At 65.4% G+C, this 19,036-nt stretch carries 10 protein-coding genes and 4 pseudogenes; 11 read left to right on the top strand and 3 right to left on the bottom strand.

Annotated features, from left to right (window positions below; genetic code table 11):
* The 3 genes and pseudogenes from EHV23_RS16310 to fghA all read left to right on the top strand — a co-directional run.
* Positions 1 to 2,632, top strand: a pseudogene (locus EHV23_RS16310) (DUF11 domain-containing protein); the annotation flags it as partial.
* A gap of 731 nt (positions 2,633 to 3,363) precedes the next feature.
* Positions 3,364 to 4,485 (top strand): annotated as a pseudogene (locus tag EHV23_RS00850) (S-(hydroxymethyl)glutathione dehydrogenase/class III alcohol dehydrogenase).
* Positions 4,486 to 4,603: 118 nt separating this feature from the next.
* Positions 4,604 to 5,464 carry an S-formylglutathione hydrolase gene (gene fghA / locus EHV23_RS00845; RefSeq protein ID WP_125094299.1) on the top strand — a complete coding sequence of 287 codons (861 nt, stop codon included), beginning with the start codon at positions 4,604 to 4,606 and terminating at the stop codon, positions 5,462 to 5,464.
* Between the two features lie 108 nt (positions 5,465 to 5,572).
* On the opposite strand, the gene nadC is transcribed toward fghA, so the two are convergent.
* A complete protein-coding gene (nadC, locus tag EHV23_RS00840) occupies positions 5,573 to 6,463 on the bottom strand; it encodes a carboxylating nicotinate-nucleotide diphosphorylase (protein ID WP_125095441.1) in 891 nt (296 codons plus the stop codon).
* A 126-nt stretch (positions 6,464 to 6,589) separates the two neighbouring features.
* Positions 6,590 to 7,534 carry an NUDIX hydrolase gene (locus EHV23_RS00835; protein ID WP_125094298.1) on the bottom strand — a complete coding sequence of 315 codons (945 nt, stop codon included), beginning with the start codon at positions 7,532 to 7,534 and terminating at the stop codon, positions 6,590 to 6,592.
* A 425-nt stretch (positions 7,535 to 7,959) separates the two neighbouring features.
* On the opposite strand from EHV23_RS00835, the gene nadA reads away from it, so the two are divergent.
* The 8 genes and pseudogenes from nadA (at position 7,960) to EHV23_RS15445 (ending at position 17,391) form a co-directional block, all read left to right on the top strand.
* Positions 7,960 to 9,078: a quinolinate synthase NadA gene (gene nadA, locus EHV23_RS00830; protein ID WP_238990334.1), complete on the top strand. Its 1,119-nt coding sequence runs from the start codon at positions 7,960 to 7,962 to the stop codon at positions 9,076 to 9,078.
* Entirely contained in the window at positions 9,075 to 10,805 is a 1,731-nt protein-coding gene (gene nadB / locus EHV23_RS00825; RefSeq protein ID WP_125094296.1) for an L-aspartate oxidase, read from the top strand. Before nadA ends, nadB begins: the two co-directional genes overlap by 4 nt.
* A gap of 144 nt (positions 10,806 to 10,949) precedes the next feature.
* Entirely contained in the window at positions 10,950 to 14,108 is a 3,159-nt protein-coding gene (gene ydiJ / locus EHV23_RS00820; protein ID WP_125094295.1) for a D-2-hydroxyglutarate dehydrogenase YdiJ, read from the top strand.
* A gap of 194 nt (positions 14,109 to 14,302) precedes the next feature.
* A complete protein-coding gene (locus tag EHV23_RS00815) occupies positions 14,303 to 15,322 on the top strand; it encodes an alpha/beta fold hydrolase (protein WP_125094294.1) in 1,020 nt (339 codons plus the stop codon).
* 289 nt (positions 15,323 to 15,611) lie between these two features.
* Positions 15,612 to 15,778 (top strand): annotated as a pseudogene (locus EHV23_RS00810) (transposase); the annotation flags it as partial.
* Positions 15,777 to 16,115: pseudogene (locus tag EHV23_RS00805) on the top strand (hypothetical protein); the annotation flags it as partial. The pseudogenes EHV23_RS00810 and EHV23_RS00805, both read left to right, overlap by 2 nt.
* Before the next feature lie 77 nt (positions 16,116 to 16,192).
* The gene (locus tag EHV23_RS00800) at positions 16,193 to 16,549 is read left to right on the top strand and encodes a helix-turn-helix domain-containing protein (RefSeq protein ID WP_125094292.1); all 357 of its coding nucleotides are present in this window, start codon (positions 16,193 to 16,195) and stop codon (positions 16,547 to 16,549) included.
* A gap of 242 nt (positions 16,550 to 16,791) precedes the next feature.
* On the top strand, positions 16,792 to 17,391 hold the full coding sequence (locus EHV23_RS15445) for a glutathione S-transferase N-terminal domain-containing protein (RefSeq protein WP_203228837.1): 600 nt from the start codon (positions 16,792 to 16,794) through the stop codon (positions 17,389 to 17,391).
* A 112-nt stretch (positions 17,392 to 17,503) separates the two neighbouring features.
* On the opposite strand, the gene EHV23_RS00790 is transcribed toward EHV23_RS15445, so the two are convergent.
* Positions 17,504 to 19,024, bottom strand: a complete 1,521-nt coding sequence (locus tag EHV23_RS00790) for a rhodanese-like domain-containing protein (protein ID WP_125094291.1) — start codon at positions 19,022 to 19,024, stop codon at positions 17,504 to 17,506.
* Positions 19,025 to 19,036 lie beyond the last annotated feature (12 nt).

Raw genomic sequence — 19,036 nt, 5'->3', positions numbered from 1 at the left:
CGACCTCAGCGCCACGGGGCCGCTGTCCGGCCAGAATGGCGGCAATGGTGGTTCCGGCAATAATGGCGGATCGGGTGGAAATGGCGGCAATGCCGGAAACGGTGGCAACACAGGTCATGGTGGCAACGGTGGCAGCGGAAACGGTGGAAGCACCCAGACCGCTGCGCTGTCCGGCAAGACCGGCACCCCGACCGTAACCTCGGTGCAGGTGCTGCCCGGCAGCTACCGCCTGCACGCCACCAATCTGCTCGACAGCGACGGCAAACCCATTTATGTACCGGGCGCCTGGTCGTGCACGGTCAGCACGGATGATGCCGCCCAGGGCGCAGCAGGCGGCTCTGCATCCGGTGCCACGTCGAATGCTTCGGGTACTGTTTCCGGCACTACCGGCAGCAGCGCAGCCGGCCGTACTTCGGTCCGCGATGTCACCATCATCACCGAAGACAGCGGCAATGCCAAAAAAGGCGATGCCGACGTGACGCTGGCCAACGGCGACAACGTGGTCTGCACCATCAACCACAGCGACGCCCCCGTGAGCCTGTCGCTCAAACTCGACATCATCAACCAGTACGGCGGCACCGCCACCGCCGACGACAACACCGTCTCCGCATCCGGCCAGGGCAAGGAAATCCGCAGCCCGAAAAAATCCGAATCCTCCGATCCGGTGCCCGTGGCCCCCGGCGTGTATAAACTCACCGGCCTGTCCCTGCCCGGCTACCAGACCGGCAGCTGGGCCTGCGATGGCGGCACCCTGCAGGACACCTACGTCGTCGATGGCCAGACGCAGAACGGCCCCTTCCTCGTCACCGGCAACCGTGCCAACATCGGCTGCCGCTTCACCCTCAAGGACATCCCCGCCAGCATCCGGGTGGAAAAATCCGTGGTCGGTGAACCCGCACTCGTGGCCGGTACCGCCAACGAATACACGGTGCAGCACATCGTCACCGTCACCCACCAGAGCGGCGTCGATGCCACCTACGACCTGACCGATACCCCCGCCTTCGACCCCGATGTGCAGGTCGTGTCCACCCAGGTCACGCTGGAAAGCGATGACGGCGATGACGACGCAGGCAGCGCCAGCCGCACCGGACGCGATGGCCAGTCGTTGCGCACGAACGCTACCCCCAGCGCAGCGAACGACAACCGCACGGGCCAGACACCTTCACGCACCAGCCGCGGCCAGAACAGCCTGCAGCCACTGAACATCACCCCCATCACACTGACCAATGGCACCGTGCAGTGGCCGCTCGCCAGCCGCCGTGTCCTGAAAATGCAGGACACCACCACCGGCCACAGCGGCCGGCACGTCTACCGCATGACCAGCCGCATCCGCGTACCCTTCGGCAGCAGCACACACAACAACCGCTGCACAACGGGTGGCGCCACAAATACCGCCACAGGTACCGCCGTGGGCACCGGCACCGGAACGGGCAGCGTCGCGACCACCTCCGCGGCCACCGGTTCCATCGCCTCCTCCACAGGCTCGGCCACCGGCGGCAATGGCCTGCACAACACCGTCAGCCTCACCCACTACGACGGTGCCTTGCAGCCCATCAACAGCACCCCGCTGACTTCGCAGGCGTGCGTGGACACACCGGAACCCATCGAATCCACCACCCTCGTCATCGAGAAATCCAGCGGCCTGCGCAGCGTCGAACTGGGTGAACAGGTGGCCTACCGCCTGCGCATCCGCAACACCGGCAACACCCCGGCCATCAAACCCGTGGTCGTGGATCTGCTGCCGCGCGGCTTCCGCTTCGAACCCGGCTCCGTACGCGTGCAGAACGCCACCGCCACGAACGTGGAAATGGCCAGCAGCCGCGAACTGCGCATCACCCTGGACCGCATCGACATGCCGGGCAGCACCACCGGCAACGCAACCGCCAGCAGCACGGCAGGCAACACGGCGGCCGGCACCGGCAACCCGGACACCACCGGCAGCCGCCTGACGGGCAGCACAGGCACCAGCAGCCGCGATGTGCTGATCACCTACCGCCTGCGCGCCGGCGTCGGCTCACAGGAAGGTGACGGCATCAACCGTGCCCACATCCAGTGCGTCGCGCCCCGCAGCCCCTCCGGTCTGGCCGACTGCTCCAACGAATCCCGCTGGAAAGTACAGGTCACCGGCGGCATCTTCTCCGAAGAAGCCTGCCTGGCCGGCCAGATCTTCGTCGACTGCAACGGCAATTCCATCAAGGACCGCGAAGAACTGGGCATCCCCGGCGTACGTCTGTATCTGGAAAACGGCACCTGGCTCGTCTCCGACGAACAGGGCAAATACAGCCATTGTGGCCTGCGCCCCCGCACCCACGTCCTGAAGGTCGACAGCCGCACCCTGCCCCGCAGAAGCCGCCTCGTCACCAGCAGCCCGCAGAACGTGGGCGATGCCAACAGCCTCTTCATCGACGCCCGCAAGGGCATGCTGCACCGCGCCGACTTCATCGAAGGCTCGTGCAGCAACACAGTGATCGAACAGGTCAAGGCCCGTCAGGCGCAAGGCCCCAGCACCAGCGTGCAAACAGAAAAAGGCCAGCCCGCCCTGAAATTCGACAGCAAACAGGGCATCCCCGCCCGCCCCCGCCAGCAGGGCACCGACGGCGCCAGCCAGCCGCTGTCGAAAACGCGGCACTGAGCCCCTCCACCCTGCGCCCCCGAAGCGCTTCGCCCCCACCGGCAGAAGCGCTTCCCCACCGCCCGCCAGCCTCCCCGGCCGCGCGGGCGGTTCTGTTTCTGGCCACCACGCCGCACCATTCAGTCTGGCCACACCATTCAGTCCGGAGCCTAGTCACCGCCTTTTCTCCTGAATGCTGCCCCACAGACTCCGGAACGTTGCTCCCGTAGCGGTAATGATCCCATGCAGCGAAACGCCGCAGGTACGACACCAGTCCCTGCTCGTCGAAGCCGCACCCTGCAAACCCGGGAAGCGGCGTGGGGAGGGGGAGGCCCATGCGGCGATTTCGTGGTCGGCGTGAAAACTTTGCAACGGGCGGGTGCAGCCCGGTTGTTGCAAAGTTTTATAGCCATCCAGCTTTGTTGACCACGACGCAGGTCGTGGGCAACAAAACTGGATTGAGCATATGAGCCGCATGGGCCTCCCCCTCCCCACGCCGCCCCACCCGGAAGCGTCCTCCATCAGGCACAGAATCCCACCCGAAAGCGTCCTCCATGAGGCACAGAACCCCACCTGAACGCGTCCCCCATGAAACGCAGGCCCCACCAAAAAACGTCTTCCGCGAAGCACAGCCCTCATCACCCAAAGCCGTCTTCCATGAAGCACAGCCCCTCACCCGAAAGCGCCCTCCCCAAACCACGCCCCATGACGTGTTACAGTGACCCAACTCCCCCTCACGAAGAGAAGCCCCCATGACCACCACCCTCAAATCCCGCGCCGCCGTCGCCTTTGCCGCCGGCCAACCCCTGCAGATCGTCGAGATCGATGTCGAACCGCCCCGCAAGGGCGAAGTGCTGGTGCGCATCACCCATACCGGGGTCTGTCATACCGATGCCTTCACCCTGTCCGGTGACGATCCGGAAGGCCTCTTTCCCGTCGTGCTGGGCCACGAGGGCGCCGGCATCGTGGAAGCCGTGGGTGAAGGCGTCACCTCCGTGAAGCCCGGCGATCACGTCATTCCGCTCTACACCGCCGAATGCGGCGAGTGCCTGTTCTGCAAGAGCAACAAGACCAACCTCTGCACCTCGGTGCGCGCCACCTAGGGCAAGGGCGTGATGCCCGACGGCACCACGCGCTTCTCGTACAACGGCCAGCCGCTCTACCACTACATGGGCTGCTCCACCTTCAGCGAATACACCGTGGTGGCCGAGGTCTCGCTGGCCAAGATCAATCCGCAGGCCAACCCCGAACACGTCTGTCTGCTGGGCTGCGGCGTCACCACCGGCATCGGCGCCGTGCACAACACCGCCAAGGTGCAGGCCGGTGACTCGGTGGCCGTCTTCGGGCTGGGCGGTATCGGCCTGGCTGTCATCCAGGGTGCACGGCAGGCCAAGGCCGGGCGCATCATCGCCATCGACACCAACCCCGACAAGTTTCCGCTGGCCCGGCAGTTCGGCGCCACCGACTGCGTGAACCCGAAGGACCACGACAAGCCCATCCAGCAGGTGCTCATCGAGATGACCGGCTGGGGCGTGGACCACACCTTCGAGTGCATCGGCAACGTCAATGTCATGCGCGCCGCACTGGAAGCCGCACACCGCGGCTGGGGTCAGTCGGTGATCATCGGCGTGGCCGGCGCAGGACAGGAGATCTCCACCCGCCCCTTCCAGCTGGTCACCGGCCGCCGCTGGCTGGGCACCGCCTTCGGTGGCGTGAAGGGTCGCACGCAGCTGCCCGGCATGGTGGAAGAAGCCATGCACGGCAAGATCGACCTGGCCCCCTTCGTGACCCACACCATGCCGCTGGACGACATCAACGACGCCTTCACGCTGATGCACGAAGGCAAGTCGATCCGCAGCGTGGTGCATTACTGAGCGCCCTTCCTGACACGACCGGCCGACACAACCGGCCGACATGACGGTACAGCCCCGGGGCCGTGCCTTCGGCCAGCTCCCGGGCCATGCCTTCGGCCGGTCCCACGGACACAAAACGATGAAACAGATCGAACAGCACGCCTGCTTCGGCGGCCGCCAGGAAGTCTGGCAGCACCCCTCCTCCTCCACCGGCACGCTCATGAACGTGGGCGTCTACCTGCCGCCGCAGGCGCTGGCCGGCGAGAAATGCCCCGTGCTCTACTGGCTTTCGGGCCTGACCTGCACCGAGCAGAACTTCATCACCAAGGCCGGTGCCCAGCAACACGCCGCCCACCATGGCCTCATCCTAGTGGCCCCCGACACCAGCCCGCGCGGCAAGGACGTGGCCGACGACGAAGGCTACGACCTGGGCCAGGGTGCCGGCTTCTACGTGAACGCCACCCAGGCCCCCTGGGCCGACCACTATCGGATGTACGACTACGTGGTGGACGAGCTGCCGGCCCTCGTGGAAGCCCACTTCCCGGCCAGCGACGTGCGCAGCATCCTTGGTCATTCGATGGGCGGGCATGGTGCGCTGGTCGTGGCCTTGCGCAACCCCGAGCGCTACCGCAGCGTCTCGGCCTTCGCCCCCATCGTGGCCCCCTCGCAGGTGCCCTGGGGCCAGAAGGTTCTGGGGGCCTACCTGGGCAACGATCCGCAGGCCTGGAAGGCCTGGGATAGCGTGGCGCTGGTCGAGGCGCTGGCCGCTGGCCAGCATGGCGCCAGCATCCGCCCGCCCATCCTCATCGATCAGGGCGGTGAGGACGCCTACCTGCACGAGCAGCTGCGCCCCGAACTGCTGGAAGCCGCCTGCGCCGCTACCAGGCACCCGCTGGAGCTGCGCCTGCAACCCGGCTACGACCACAGCTACTACTTCATTGCCAGCTTCATCGGCGAGCACATTGCGTGGCACGCGCAGGCGCTGCAGGAAGCGCCGTAAGCTGCAACTCGCGCATGCGGCGGCGTCCTGCCGCCGGCTTCAGTCCCCGGCCCGGGCGGCAGGCAGCACCCCAGGTGCCCACCCAGCCCCTCGGCCAGACGGCCTGCTTCAGCTCACCGGCTCGTCCAGCCCGATGTCCAGCGACCGGCTGCTGTGGGTCAGGTAGCCCAGCGCGATGAAGTCCACGCCCGTTGCCGCCACACGGTGAATGCGCTCGACCGTGATGCCGCCGGATGCCTCGGTGCGTGCCCTGCCCCGGCACATCGCCACGGCCTGCGCCAGCATCTCGTCATCCATGTTGTCGAGCAGCACCAGGTCGGCGCCCGCCTCCAGCGCCTCTTCCAGCTGACCCAGCGTGTCCACCTCCACTTCCAGCGGAATGAGGTGTCCGGCCGCCTGCCGGGCACGCCGGAGGGTCTGCGCCAAGCTGCCGGAATGCACCAGGTGGTTGTCCTTGATCAGGATGGCGTCATCCAGACCCATGCGGTGATTGCAGCCCCCGCCAGCGCGCACCGCGTATTTCTGCAGGACGCGCAGCCCGGGCAGGGTCTTGCGCGTGCAGGTGATGCGCGCGGCCGTGCCCTCTGTCTGTGCCACGGCAGCAGCCGTCAGGGTGGCGATGCCGCTCAGATGCGTCATGAAATTCAGCGCCGTGCGTTCGGCCGACAGCAGCGAACGCACCGGCCCCTGCACGCGTGCCAGCACCTGCCCGGGCCGTACCCGCTGCCCGTCCTGCGCCCGGGCCTGGAACGTCACGGCCGGATCGAACAGGTGAAAGGCCAGGCGGGCCAGGTCCAGCCCGGCCACCACGCCCGGCTCACGACTGGTCACGTCAAAACAGGCCGTGGCCGAAGGCGGAATGACGGCAGCCGACGTGATGTCGCCACGCCGTCCCAAGTCCTCGGCCAGCGCCTGTCGCACGAACGGCTCCAGCACGACATCGGGCAGCGGGAATGGCACGCCGCCGACGTCGGCCGGACCGGACGGTGACGCATCCATACTCTGCGCGCCGCCCCCGGAAATTCCGGTATCCGGGCCCGGCATGGGCCGCGTGTTCGATGCAGATTCCGACGACATCCTGTGATCTCCTTGTGGGTTAATTCTGTGTGATGCCACGACGCCCGCTCAGCCCTTGAGGAACGACAATCGCCCCCCCGAGATGAGGCTTTCGGACAGCACGCTCTCGTGAAAGCGATACAGACGGGCCGGACGGCCGCGCGAGGTCGCCGTGCTCTGGTCGATAGGCTTCAGCAGCCCCTGATGCAGGACCTGACGGCGGAAATTCTGCTTGTGCAGCTCGCAGCCCACCAGCGCCTCCACGCTCTTCTGCAGCTGCAGCAGGCTGAAGCGCTCGGGCATCAGGTCGAAGATGACCGGCCGGTACTTGATCTTGGCGCGCAGCCGCGACACGGCCGTGGCCAGCACGCGGCGATGATCGTGCTGCATGGCGCGGCCTGTCAGTGCCATGTCGAAGTCCGCCTGCAGATGCAGCGACTCCGGCACCAGCCCCGCCTCATAGAGCAGCTCGTAGCGCTGCAGCGTGCGCTCCTCCGACCACTCGCAGGGCGGCAGCCCCCACAGCAAGTCAACCCGGCTGCGACGCTCCCGGCGCGCGGCTGCCGCCCCGGCCTGCGCCACCCAGGCATCCAGCCGGGGCAGGATCACGCGGGCGATCCAGTCCCGCCGGCCATCGCGCAGGTCTTCCCACGGGAAATAGTCGTACCAGTCGAACCAGCGCGCATCCGGGCTCAGCTCCGTCTCGTTGGCCTCGCTCACCAGTCCCAGGTAGCTCACGTACAGCACCGGCAGCCCCTGGTCGTTCTGACGCCGGGTATCCACGAAGGTGTAGAGCTGCTCCACATAGCCCATCGGCTGCGCGGTCTTCTGCGCCACCCACAGCCGCACGCCCGACTGCAGCGAGCGATGCACGGGCGACAGCGGCCCTTGCGGCAGCATGGTGCCGTTGCCCACGGTCAGTACACGGGCCTTGAAGTCCGTCACCGCAACCAGCACCGTGACCAGCTCGACGATGCCTTGCGCCGCGCCGGTCTGTTCGAGAGAGGCATCCATCCAGCAGAAATCCGAGAGGGTTACGAAAATTCTACCCGCCCGGAAGGGTGATCGTTTGACAGGGACAATGAGACGCTCCTATTATGCTCAACCTGAGCATAAGCATGACGACGCGGATCCGAAGGTTCCGGAGTCCATGCCGCCCTGTACGCCGTTTCCGATGCAAGGGGTCTGGTGTGCGGAGCACCGCATGAAGACCCCGGAACGGAAGGTCCGGCGCGCATCGCACCATCGCTTCCCTCGTTGTGACCTGTTCGGACACGGCATGGGTTCCGGTCGATTCCTGTGTTCCGATCAATTATGCTCAAACTGAGCATAATAGTGACGGCCGGCAGACATTCCCGCCCCCCACCACCAACCCTCACCCGCCCTGCTGTCCCGCACAGCCCATAACCCCGCACCCACCAAAGAGGATCCCGACGATGATGGAAGTCCTGCACAGGGTTTTCGACTATGACCTGCCCGACGCCAAGGCCCCCACCACGGCCTGCAGCATCCGGCAGGCCTGGGCCAAGGTGCCCGATGCCCTGGGCCCCGATGAGGCCAGGGCGTTGAAAGAACGCATTGCGGCCCTGCTGCACGAACGCAATGCCGTGCTGGTGGCCCACTACTACGTGGATCCCGACATCCAGGATCTGGCCCTGGAAACCGGCGGCTGCGTGGGCGACTCGCTGGAGATGGCCCGCTTCGGTGCCTCCCATCCGGCGCGGATGCTGGTGGTGGCCGGCGTGCGCTTCATGGGCGAGAGCGCCAAGATCCTCTGCCCGGACAAGACGGTGCTGATGCCGGACCTGGAAGCGGAATGCTCGCTGGACCTGGGCTGCCCCGAGGACGAGTTCTCGGCTTTCTGCGACCAGCACCCGGACCGGACGGTGGTGGTGTATGCCAACACCAGTGCCGCCGTGAAGGCGCGTGCCGACTGGGTCGTCACCTCGTCAGTGGCACTGGAGATCGTCACCCACCTCAAAGAACGGGGAGAAAAGCTCATCTGGGGACCGGATCGGCACCTGGGCGACTACATCCGCCGCCAGACCGGCGCCGACATGCTGCTGTGGCAGGGTTCGTGCATCGTGCACGACGAGTTCAAGGCCGAGGAGCTGCTGGCGCTGAAGGCCGAGCACCCGGATGCCATCGTGCTGGTGCATCCGGAATCACCGGCCAGCGTGGTGGAGATGGCCGATGTGGTGGGTTCCACCAGCAAGCTGCTCAAGGCCGCCGTGGAACGCCCCGAACAGACCTTCATCGTGGCCACCGACCAGGGCATCCTGCACGAAATGCGCAAGCAGGCGCCTCACAAGACCTTCCTGGCGGCCCCCACGGCCGGTAACGGCGGCACCTGCAAGAGCTGCGCCTTCTGCCCCTGGATGGCCATGAACGGCCTGGTGGGCATCCACGACGCACTGCGTCACGGCCACAACGAGATCCTGCTGGACAGCGCACTGGGCCAGGCAGCCCGCAAGCCGCTGGAACGCATGCTGGACTTTGCCGAACAGCTCAAGCGCCAGCAGGCCGCCAATGTCTTCAACGGGATGGGACCAGCATGAAACCACGGAATGCCGACCACGACGTGATCATCGTGGGCAACGGGCTGGCAGCGCTGACGCTGGCGCTCTCGCTGCCGGAGAGCCTGCGCATCGCGCTGCTGTGCAAGTACCGGCTTGATGACAACGCCAGCAGTCGCGCCCAGGGCGGCATCGCCGCCGTGCTGGATCGGCTTGACCGACTGGATGACCACGTGGCCGACACGCTGGTGGCTGGTGCCGGGCTATGCGACGAGGCCGCGGTACGCGCCATCCTCTCGCAGGGACGGGCCGCCATCGAATGGCTGATCGGCACGGGCGTGCCCTTCAGTCGCACGGACACCGGCAGCCTGCACCTGACACGCGAAGGCGGGCACGGTGCCAGCCGCATCGCCCACGTGGCCGACCACACTGGGCTCTCGATCATGCAGGCGCTCTACCGGGCCGTGGCCAGCCGCCCCAACATCCGGCAGCTGGAACAGACCATGGCCGTGGACCTGCTGCAGGACGACGAGGAGCGCTGCGTGGGCGTGCGCGTACTGCACCAGGGGCAGCTGCAACCAATGCTGGCCACGTCTGTCGTGCTGGCCAGCGGCGGTTGCGGCCAGGTCTATGCACGCACCACCACCCCGACTGCCTGCACCGGCGACGGCATTGCCATGGCCTTCCGGGCCGGCTGCGCGGCGGCCAACATGGCCTTCATGCAGTTCCACCCCACCGGCTTCGCCGGGCATGCCGGACCTTCCCGCTTCCTGACGGACATCGGTGCCGGGCTGTCCGATACCGACGGGCAGGAACCGATCTTCCTGATCTCCGAAGCCGTGCGCGGCGAAGGGGGCATACTGCGCAATGAAGCCGGCGAGCGCTTCATGCCCAGCTACGACTCGCGCGCCGAACTGGCTCCCCGCGACATCGTGGCCCGCGCCATTGCCGCCGAGATCGGCAGGCAGTCACTGCCCCACGTCTGGCTGGACATCAGCCATCGCCCCCCCAGCTTCATCCTGGAGCACTTCCCCACCATCCATGCGCATTGCCTGGCGCACGGCATCGACATCACGCGCAGCCCGATTCCGGTCGGCCCGGTGCAGCACTACACCTGCGGCGGCATCGTCTGCGACACGGCCGGGCACACCCAGGTGGAGAACCTGTTCTGTCTGGGCGAAGCCGCCTGCACCGGCCTGCATGGCGCCAACCGGCTGGCCAGCAACTCGCTGCTGGAATGCGTGGTGATGGGCCGAAACGCCGCCCGGGCCATTGCGGACGGCGCCCGCTGGCACCATCCGATGATCCGGGCCATGACGATGGTCTCGAAGCACGACATGGTGCAGGACGCTTCCTCCGCCCCCCGCGAAACGACCGTGGCAGCGGCCGAAAGGGATGCTTCCGCCCCCTTCGCGCAGCCCGCGCCCGCCAGCAGGGTTGCCGACGAATCCGGTACCGCCCTGCCGCCTTTCGACCGTCGCAGCCTGCAGGCGCTGGTGAGCCGGAACCTGGGCATCCTGCGCAGCACGCCGGGCCTGGCCCATGCCCATGCCGTGCTGACCGCCTGGCAGGCCCACATCCAGCCCCCCGTCAGCGTGTCCGGGCATGAGGATCTCAACCTGCTCACCTGCGCGCGGATCATCGAGGCCAGCGCCCGGCAGTGCCCGACCAGCATCGGCGCACACTGCAACGTGGACCTGACCGCCGCTCCGCCGCCGACAGCCTCTACGGCGCATCGGCGGCAGCCGTCAGCACAGCCCGGCGCGTGAACAGCGCCTTCACCTCCGGCTGGTGGCGGATTCCAGACCAGCGGCAGCCGGCCTGCGCTTGTCAACCGGGGCGCGCGTGCGGATACTTTCGGGCTGTCCCGGCCACTCCCGCGCCGGCACCGGTCCTTCCGTCCTGCCTGTTCCATGTCCATCGCCGCCCTGCCCCGCCCCGCCGACGAGCTGCCCGCCATCTATCGACAGTTTCTGGCGGACCTGCGCGCCAGCGGCTTTGTCGGCGAGATCCAGGACGACTACGCCACCCGCACGCTGTTCGCCACCGACAACTCGCTCTACCAGCTGGCCCCGCAGGCCGCCGTCTTCCCGAAGGACGCCGAGGACGTGCAGCGCGTGGCCACGCTGCTGGGCCAGCCTGCCTACCAGACGGTGGCGCTGGCACCGCGTGGTGGCGGCACGGGCACCAACGGCCAGTCGCTCACCCACGGGCTGGTGATGGACCTGTCGCGGCACATGAACCGCATTCTGGAGATCAATGCCGAGGAGGGCTGGGTGCGCGTCCAGGCCGGTGTGGTGAAAGACCAGCTCAATGCCGCGCTCCGCCCTCACGGGCTCTTCTTCGCCCCCGAGCTGTCCACCTCGAACCGGGCGACGCTGGGCGGCATGATCAATACCGACGCCAGCGGCCAGGGCAGCTGCACCTACGGCAAGACGCGCGACCACGTGCTGGCACTGGACTACGTACTGCTGGGCGGCGAGCGCTTCATCAGCCAGCCGGTGGACGATGCGGGACTGGAGGCGCTGTGTGCGCAGCCCGGGCGCATCGGCAAGGTGCACCGCACGGCCCGCCGCATTGCCGACGAGCAGGCCGATCTCATCCGCGCGAAGTTTCCGAAGCTCAACCGCTGCCTGACCGGCTATGACCTGGCGCACCTGCGTCGTCCTGACGGCCGCTTCGACCTCAACAGCGTGCTGTGCGGTGCCGAGGGTTCGCTGGGCTTCGTGGTGGAGGCACGGCTCAACGTGCTGCCCATCCCGAAGTATTCGGTGCTGGTGAACGTGCGCTATGCCGCCTTCATGGATGCGCTGCGCGACGCCCGGGCGCTGATCGCACAGAAGCCCCTGTCCATCGAGACGGTGGATTCCAAGGTGCTGCTGCTGGCCATGAACGATTTCGTCTGGAACAGCGTATCGGAATATTTCCCGGAACAGGACGGCGAGCAGACACTAGGCATCAACCTGGTGGAATTCAGCGGCGATGACCCGGCCGAGGTGGACGCGCGGGTGCAGCGCTTCGTGAATCACCTGCAGACCGACACCACCGTGCGCCGTCTGGGCCACACGCTGGCAGTGGGATCGGACGCCGTCAAGCGCGTCTATGCCATGCGCAAGCGTGCCGTGGGCCTGCTGGGCAACGTGCAGGGCGAGGCCCGTCCGCAGCCCTTCGTGGAAGACACGGCCGTGCCCCCCGAGAATCTGGCGGAATACATTGCCGAGTTCCGCGCACTGCTGGACAGTCACGGCCTGCAATACGGCATGTTCGGTCACGTGGACGCCGGCGTGCTGCACGTGCGCCCGGCGCTGGACATGAAGGATCCGAAGTACGCGGCACTGGTGCGCCCGATCAGTGATGCGGTGGCAGCCCTTGCGCAGCGCTACGGCGGCCTGCTGTGGGGCGAGCACGGCAAGGGCGTGCGCTCGGAATATGCCGAGGCGTATTTCGGTGAGCTGTATCCGTCGCTGCAGAAGCTCAAGGCCGCCTTCGACCCGCACAACCAGATCAACCCGGGCAAGATTGCCACGCCGTGGCAGAGCCAGGCGCAGCTGATGAAGGTCGATGGTGTGCCCACACGCGGCGAACACGACCGGCAGATCGACGAGCGCGTCTGGCAGAGCTATGGCGCCGCCATGCATTGCAACGGCAACGGCGCCTGCTACAACTATGACCCCGACGACGCCATGTGCCCATCGTGGAAAGCCACCCGCCAGCGCCAGCACTCACCCAAGGGGCGTGCCTCGCTGATGCGCGAATGGCTACGCCTGCAGGGCAATGCCGGGGTGGACGTGCTGGAACTGTCGCGCAACCCACCGGGGTTCCTGCGCAGCTTCTGGCAGCGCTGGCGCAATACCCGCGCCGCACGGCAGCAGGTGCCGGACTTCTCGCACGAGGTGTACGAGGCCATGGCCGGCTGCCTGTCCTGCAAGGCCTGCGCCGGGCAATGTCCCATCAAGGTGAACGTGCCGGATTTCCGCGCGCGCTTCCTGCAGCTCTACCACCAGCGCTACCTGCGCCCGCTGCGCCATTACCTCATCGGCTCGCTGGAATTCTCCATGCCGTGGTTTGCCCACGTGCCGTGGCTCTACAACGGCATCATGGGCAACGGCTGGGTGCAGCGCATGATGGAAAAGCACGTGGGCATGGTGGACAGCCCGCTCATCAACCGCATGGCACTCCAGCCCGTGCTGCAGCGATGGCAGGTGAGCACCGCCACACCAGCCGCACTGGCTGCACTCCCTGCGGAGGAGCGTGCGCGCAGCGTCATTCTGGTGCAGGACAGTTTCACCCGGTATTTCGAGACTGAACAACTGGCGGACTTCATCGAGCTGGCCGCCCGGCTGGACCTGCGCGTCTGGCTGGCACCGCTGCACGCCAACGGCAAGCCGTTGCAGGTGCAGGGCTTCCTGCCCGCCTTCGAGCGCGCGGCGCGTCGCCACATCCGCGCCCTGCAGGCGCTGGCCCGGTTCGACATCCCCCTGGTGGGACTGGACCCGGCCATGACGCTGGTGTTCCGTCAGGAGTACGCCAAGATCGAGGGCATTCAGGACCTGCCCCGGGTGCTGCTGCCGCAGGAATGGCTGCTGCAGGCGCTGGCAGAAGGACCGGCGGCAAGGAAGCTGGCTGAGGTTCTGTCCCCCTCCGCCACGACAGCCACCGATGCCGCCAGCCCGCAAAGCAATACCCACCAGGACATCAACTTCCCAGATACCTATCGCCTGCTGGCCCACTGTACCGAGAAGACCAACCAGCCTGACAGCAACGGCCAGTGGGAGAAGGTGTTCCGCCACTTCGGGCTGACGCTGCAGGTACAGGCCACCGGCTGCTGCGGCATGGCCGGCACCTATGGCCACGAGACCCGCAACCTGGCCACCTCGCGCCTCATCTACTCGCAATCGTGGCAGGCGCAGGTGGACCGCCCCGCCGAAACGGCCGGCGAGGCCCTGGCCACCGGCTATTCCTGCCGCAGCCAGGTCAAGCGCTTGGCCCACCGCCAGCTGCGCCACCCGCTGCAGGTGCTGCTGGCGCGGGTGCGGGTGGGGGATGAGGGCCGCGCGAGTGCGGGGCGATAGGAGCTGACAGATACAGGGCCGCCCACGGGGCGGTCTGACGGCAAGGGGTACCATGGACGTTTCCACGACTCGACCGGAGACCGCCATGAAGCTCCATGTCAGCCCCACCTCGCCCTATGGGCGCATCTGCCTGTACTAGGGAGCCACCCCGTCAAATGCGGGCGCCGTGGCACATTCTTCAAAATGGATATTGCATGTTCAGACCTGTTTTGAAATTTATCTTCAGAATCGCAGCCTGGCTTTCGGGAATGCTGGCTTTTGCTCTGCTGACCATCTCCCTCTACCATCGCTTCCAAATCTTTCAGGAAAGCAGTCTCATCGAAAGACCGATTGGTCAACTGGTCGAGGTGGATGGAAAGAGGCTGAATGTTTATACCACAGGCATGGGAGACAGGACCCTTGTTTTCCTGTCTGGACTGGGAACCAATGCGCCGACACTGGACTTCAAGGCCCTTTATTCCAGACTGGAAAATGATTATCGCGTTGTCGTTGTAGAACGTCTGGGCTACGGATATAGCGATGATGGGGACGATGACCGATCGCTGGATAAACAGCTTAGCCAGACCCGCAAGGCTCTCAAGACAGCTGAAATTTCCGGCCCCTATGTCCTGGTGCCGCATTCCATGGCAGGATTGGAGGCTGTCCACTGGGCAAATCGTCATCCAGAAGAAGTGGAAGCCCTTATCGGTCTGGACATGTCCATTCCGCCAACTAGAATACCGGATCAGCGACTCTATCAGATTTCGTGGCTAGCCAAGAATCTGGGCCTGGCTCGACTGCCTATCCTCTACGACATAAGGAGCACCCCGACCTTGCGTTCCGGGACACTCAACCGACAGGACGAATCTGTATTTAGAGCTTTATTCCACCGCCGATCCATTACTCAAGCGGTCATGAACGAAGTCAAGGAGATGAATAAAAACCTTGATACGATCAGGCATGAGCCAGTGCCTCAAGTTCCTACCCTAATCTTTGCAGCCATTCAAAAAGGCGGCAGCACAGGCAGCAATGACAAAAAGGAAAAGGCCTTCGTCGCCCAAAATCCGCAGGCAAAACTCATAACAATGGAAGGGCCGCACTACATCCATGACTACAAGCCGGAGGAGATAGCCCGATATATCAGGAAATTTCTGAGCACAATAAAACAGAAACAAAGCCGGCAGAGTCAGGCGCCTCAGGCATCGAGAAACCCGAGTTCGACAGTCTTGACGTAACTTGTTGATTTCTCAGGATTCACCCCTGAAAATCTGCTCTACATGGCCTTGGCGCCAAGCATGCTGAGGCCGACAACTTCGCAGATCCGACATTGCAGATTGATGATCATGCTGGCAGCCTCGATATTCAGCGGCATTTCAAAGACAAGTGTAACCACGGATCAATCATCCCGGTGAACCGCCCTGGGTCTGGAGGAGGCTCCAATCTTTGAGAAGATGGAGCCGTAGACTCCTCCTGAAAGAGGAGCGCTCGGAACCATAGACTTCGACCAACCCGAGGTGAGAACCCATGAAGAAGTCGAAGTTCACGGAAAGCCAGATCCTGGAAACCTTGCAGCATGCTGAGTCCGGCGTCCCGGTGGCAGAGGTATGCCGCAAGCGGGGCATCAGCGTTTCCACCTTCTCTTCTACCAATGGAAGCGCAAGTACGCCGGCGTGACGGTGTCCAGGCTGAAAGACCAACCAGCCCGACAGCAACGGCCAGTGGGTGAAGGTGTTCCGCCACTTCGGGCTGACGCTGCAGGTGCAGGCCACCGGCTGCTGCGGCATGGCCGGCACCTATGGCCACGAGGCCCGCAACCTGGCCACCTCGCGCCTCATCTACTCGCAATCGTGGCAGGCCCAGGTGGACCGCCCTGCCGAGACGGCCGGCGAGGCCCTGGCCACCGGCTATTCCTGCCGCAGCCAGGTCAAACGCATGGCCCACCGCCAGCTGCGCCACCCGCTGCAGGTGCTGCTGGCGCGGGTGCGGGTGGGGGATGAGGGCCGCGCGAGTGCGGGGCGGCAAGGCTGAAAGATACAGCCCATAACCTGTATGACACAAATACAGGCTATACTATGTATCATCAAGATACAGCCTATGGCCTGTACATGCCTGATCACCCCCTTCCTCAGGACTTCCGCGTCCAGATTCCCGAACAGCTCCCCATGCTGCTGCAGGGTTTTCGCAAGGCCGCCGGCCTGACACAGGCCGAAGCCGCACGTCGCCTGGGCGTGACCCAGCAGACCTTCTCCAGCCTGGAGCGCAACGCCCACCGGATGAGCGCCGAACGCCTGATGGCATTGCTGAGCCTGCTGGGCGTATCGCTGGTGCTGCGGCAGGACCGTGCCGAAGGGGCTGCCGTTTCGGTAGCCTCTGCGGCTGATGATGAGACGACGCCTGCCAGTGCGTCTCCACCCCCCCCCCCCACGGGTAGCTCTGCCGCCCCCGACCCTTTTGCCTGGTGACACGCCATGTCCGCACGCCGCAGGAATGTCTTGGGATTGTGGATGAATGGGCTGTTCGTCGGTCACTGGAAGCGGCCGTCGCATGTGTCAGCCGACAGCATCCTGCAAGGGCTGCAGCGTGCAGCAGACCGGTTGCTGCAGCAACATTGAGTTCTGCGCCCATGACATGCCCTACGGCTTCAGGCAGGACCCAGCCGGCAAGGAGTACCATGGACGCTTCCATGACTCGACCGGAGACCGCCATGAAGCTCTATGTCAGCCCCACCTCGCCCTATGGGCGCATCTGCCTGTCCCGCGCACTGCTGCTGGGTCGCAACGATCTGTCGCTGCAAATGGTGGACCCGTGGCAGAACCCGCCGGAACTGGAGGCCATCAACCCACTGAGCCAGATTCCGGTGCTGGTGCTGGATGACGGCAAGACCGCTGTTCCGGGCACGCTGCCCATCTGCCTGTACCTGGGTGGTGCCATGCCACCGGCGGCCGAGCTGTCGGCCGTCTCCCAGACGCATGCGCTGCTGGAGATGCTGATCCAGATCGTGAAGCTGGTGCGCTTCAAGGCGCCGGACACGGCCGACCATCCGCTGGTGGAGCGCTGTGTCACGGCACTGAAGCGTGCGCTGGCACGGGTGCCCGCCTTTGACGGCAACAGCCAGGCCTGGCCGGACGTGATGCTGGCCGTGGTGCTGCTGACCGTGAAGCTGCGTCGCCCCGAGGAATTCGAGGCGGCTGCACGGCTCGACACGAAGGCGGCCGTGGAAGCCTTTGCCGCAACATCGCTGGCGAAGAAGACGGCCCCCGAAGCTCTGGCAGCAACCAAAGCCACAACAGTCGGCGAGCTTTGACCACGCCCCAAGGGGCTCGACCGCCACGGCAGCCCCTTCAAGCACACGCCTTCACGCAGCCCAAGCCGGGCTGCGTCACACCGCTGGGTCAAGCCGAAAACCCTCGTCCCGTTCAGCTCTTGCAGGACGCGCCCTGCTTGTGCACCTTGCCGAAGTCGTTGTGGGCGTCCGGCTTGCTCATGTTGCCGGGCGCGCCTTTCTGCACCGGATAGACCGAATCCATCTGCCAGGCATTCCAGCCGCCGTCATAGATGAAGGTGTCCTTCCAGCCGGCCAGCTGGGTCATGAACCAGGGCACGCCGGCACGCCAGCCCGTGCCACAGTAGAAGGCCAGCTTGTCGCCCGCGTGGATGTTCTGCCCCTTCCACAGCGCAAAGATCTCGTTGGGGTTGCGCAGTGTGTTGTCGGGGTCGTAGTAGTCGGCCATGTTGGAAGAATCCGTGCCGGCAAAACCCCAGATGGCGCCCTTGGGCTCCCCCTTGCCGGGGATGTAGTCATAGCCGCTCACCTTGCCGATGTATTCATCCCACGACCGGTTGCTGATGAGCTTCAGCCCTTCCTTCTGCGCAGCCTGCGCCTGAGCGGGCATGCTGATGTTGATCTGCGGGTTGGCCGGAATGGTCACGCCGAAGTGTTCGGCGGGCTCGGGCGTGTTCACCTTCGTCTCGGTGGGCAGGCCGGCATCCACCCAGCCACGCAGACCGCCGTTCAGGAAACGCACGTCCTTCACGCCCGCCCATTTCAGCGCCCACAACACGCGCAGCGCCGCCAGCTGGTTATCGGAATACAGCACAATGGTCTTGTCGTGCGTGATGCCGTTCTTCAGCAGGTTCTGCTCGATCACTTTCGGATCGGACAGGTTCCAGACGGGCGCGTTCTCGATCCAGTCGGTGTCGAAGTGGTAGGCGCCGACGATGTGCTGCATGTAGGCATTGGATTTTTCCCGGGGCCCCCACGACACCTCGAACAGCATGTATTGGTCGTTGTCGTAGCTTTCGGGCTTGCCTCCTCTCATCAGGCGGTCCAGCCACTGCGGCGAGACGCTGAGGGGATAGTTAGGGAACGCATCCATCGGCTGGGCCGGATCATTGGCCCAGGCCAGATAGTCCTTGTAGACCGCGACCTTGTAGCCGCGCGAGGCAAACTCGGCGCTGACCCGCTCCAGGTTGTCGGGGTTGCTGTCGTAGAACACTACCGTGCGGTCCTTGGTGATGCCCTTGCCGGCCGCAAATTCCTCGAATTTCTCGGGGGCGATGTAATCCAGCCAGGCCGTCGTGAACTGGCCTGCGCCACGGATGTGCCCGCCACGCGGCGCACCCTGATCGTGGAAGCCGTTGTAGAGGCTGTCGTCGCGCGTGTCCATGATCACGTAGTCGGCGCTGCCCAGCTTCGCTGCCAGGCCAGCCGTGTCGATCACCTGCACCTTCTGCGAATCACAGCCAGCCAGTGTGATACCCAGCACGGCGGCCAGCGCCGCAGCACCGGCAAGGCGGCGTGCAGCCGGCCGTCCCCGCGGCACGTCACGGCGGAGGGTGTGATGCGCAGGAGTGCCTTGCTGTCGGCCGCCGGCCGAGGTGGCGGATGGCTTGAAGGAGAAAGCGGATGACTCCGGACGGATGGACAGCAGACTCATGATGATGGTGCA

This window comes from Lautropia dentalis, from assembly GCF_003892345.1.
Lineage (GTDB): Bacteria > Pseudomonadota > Gammaproteobacteria > Burkholderiales > Burkholderiaceae_E > Lautropia > Lautropia dentalis.
This window is presented reverse-complemented; position numbering and strand designations above follow the sequence as displayed.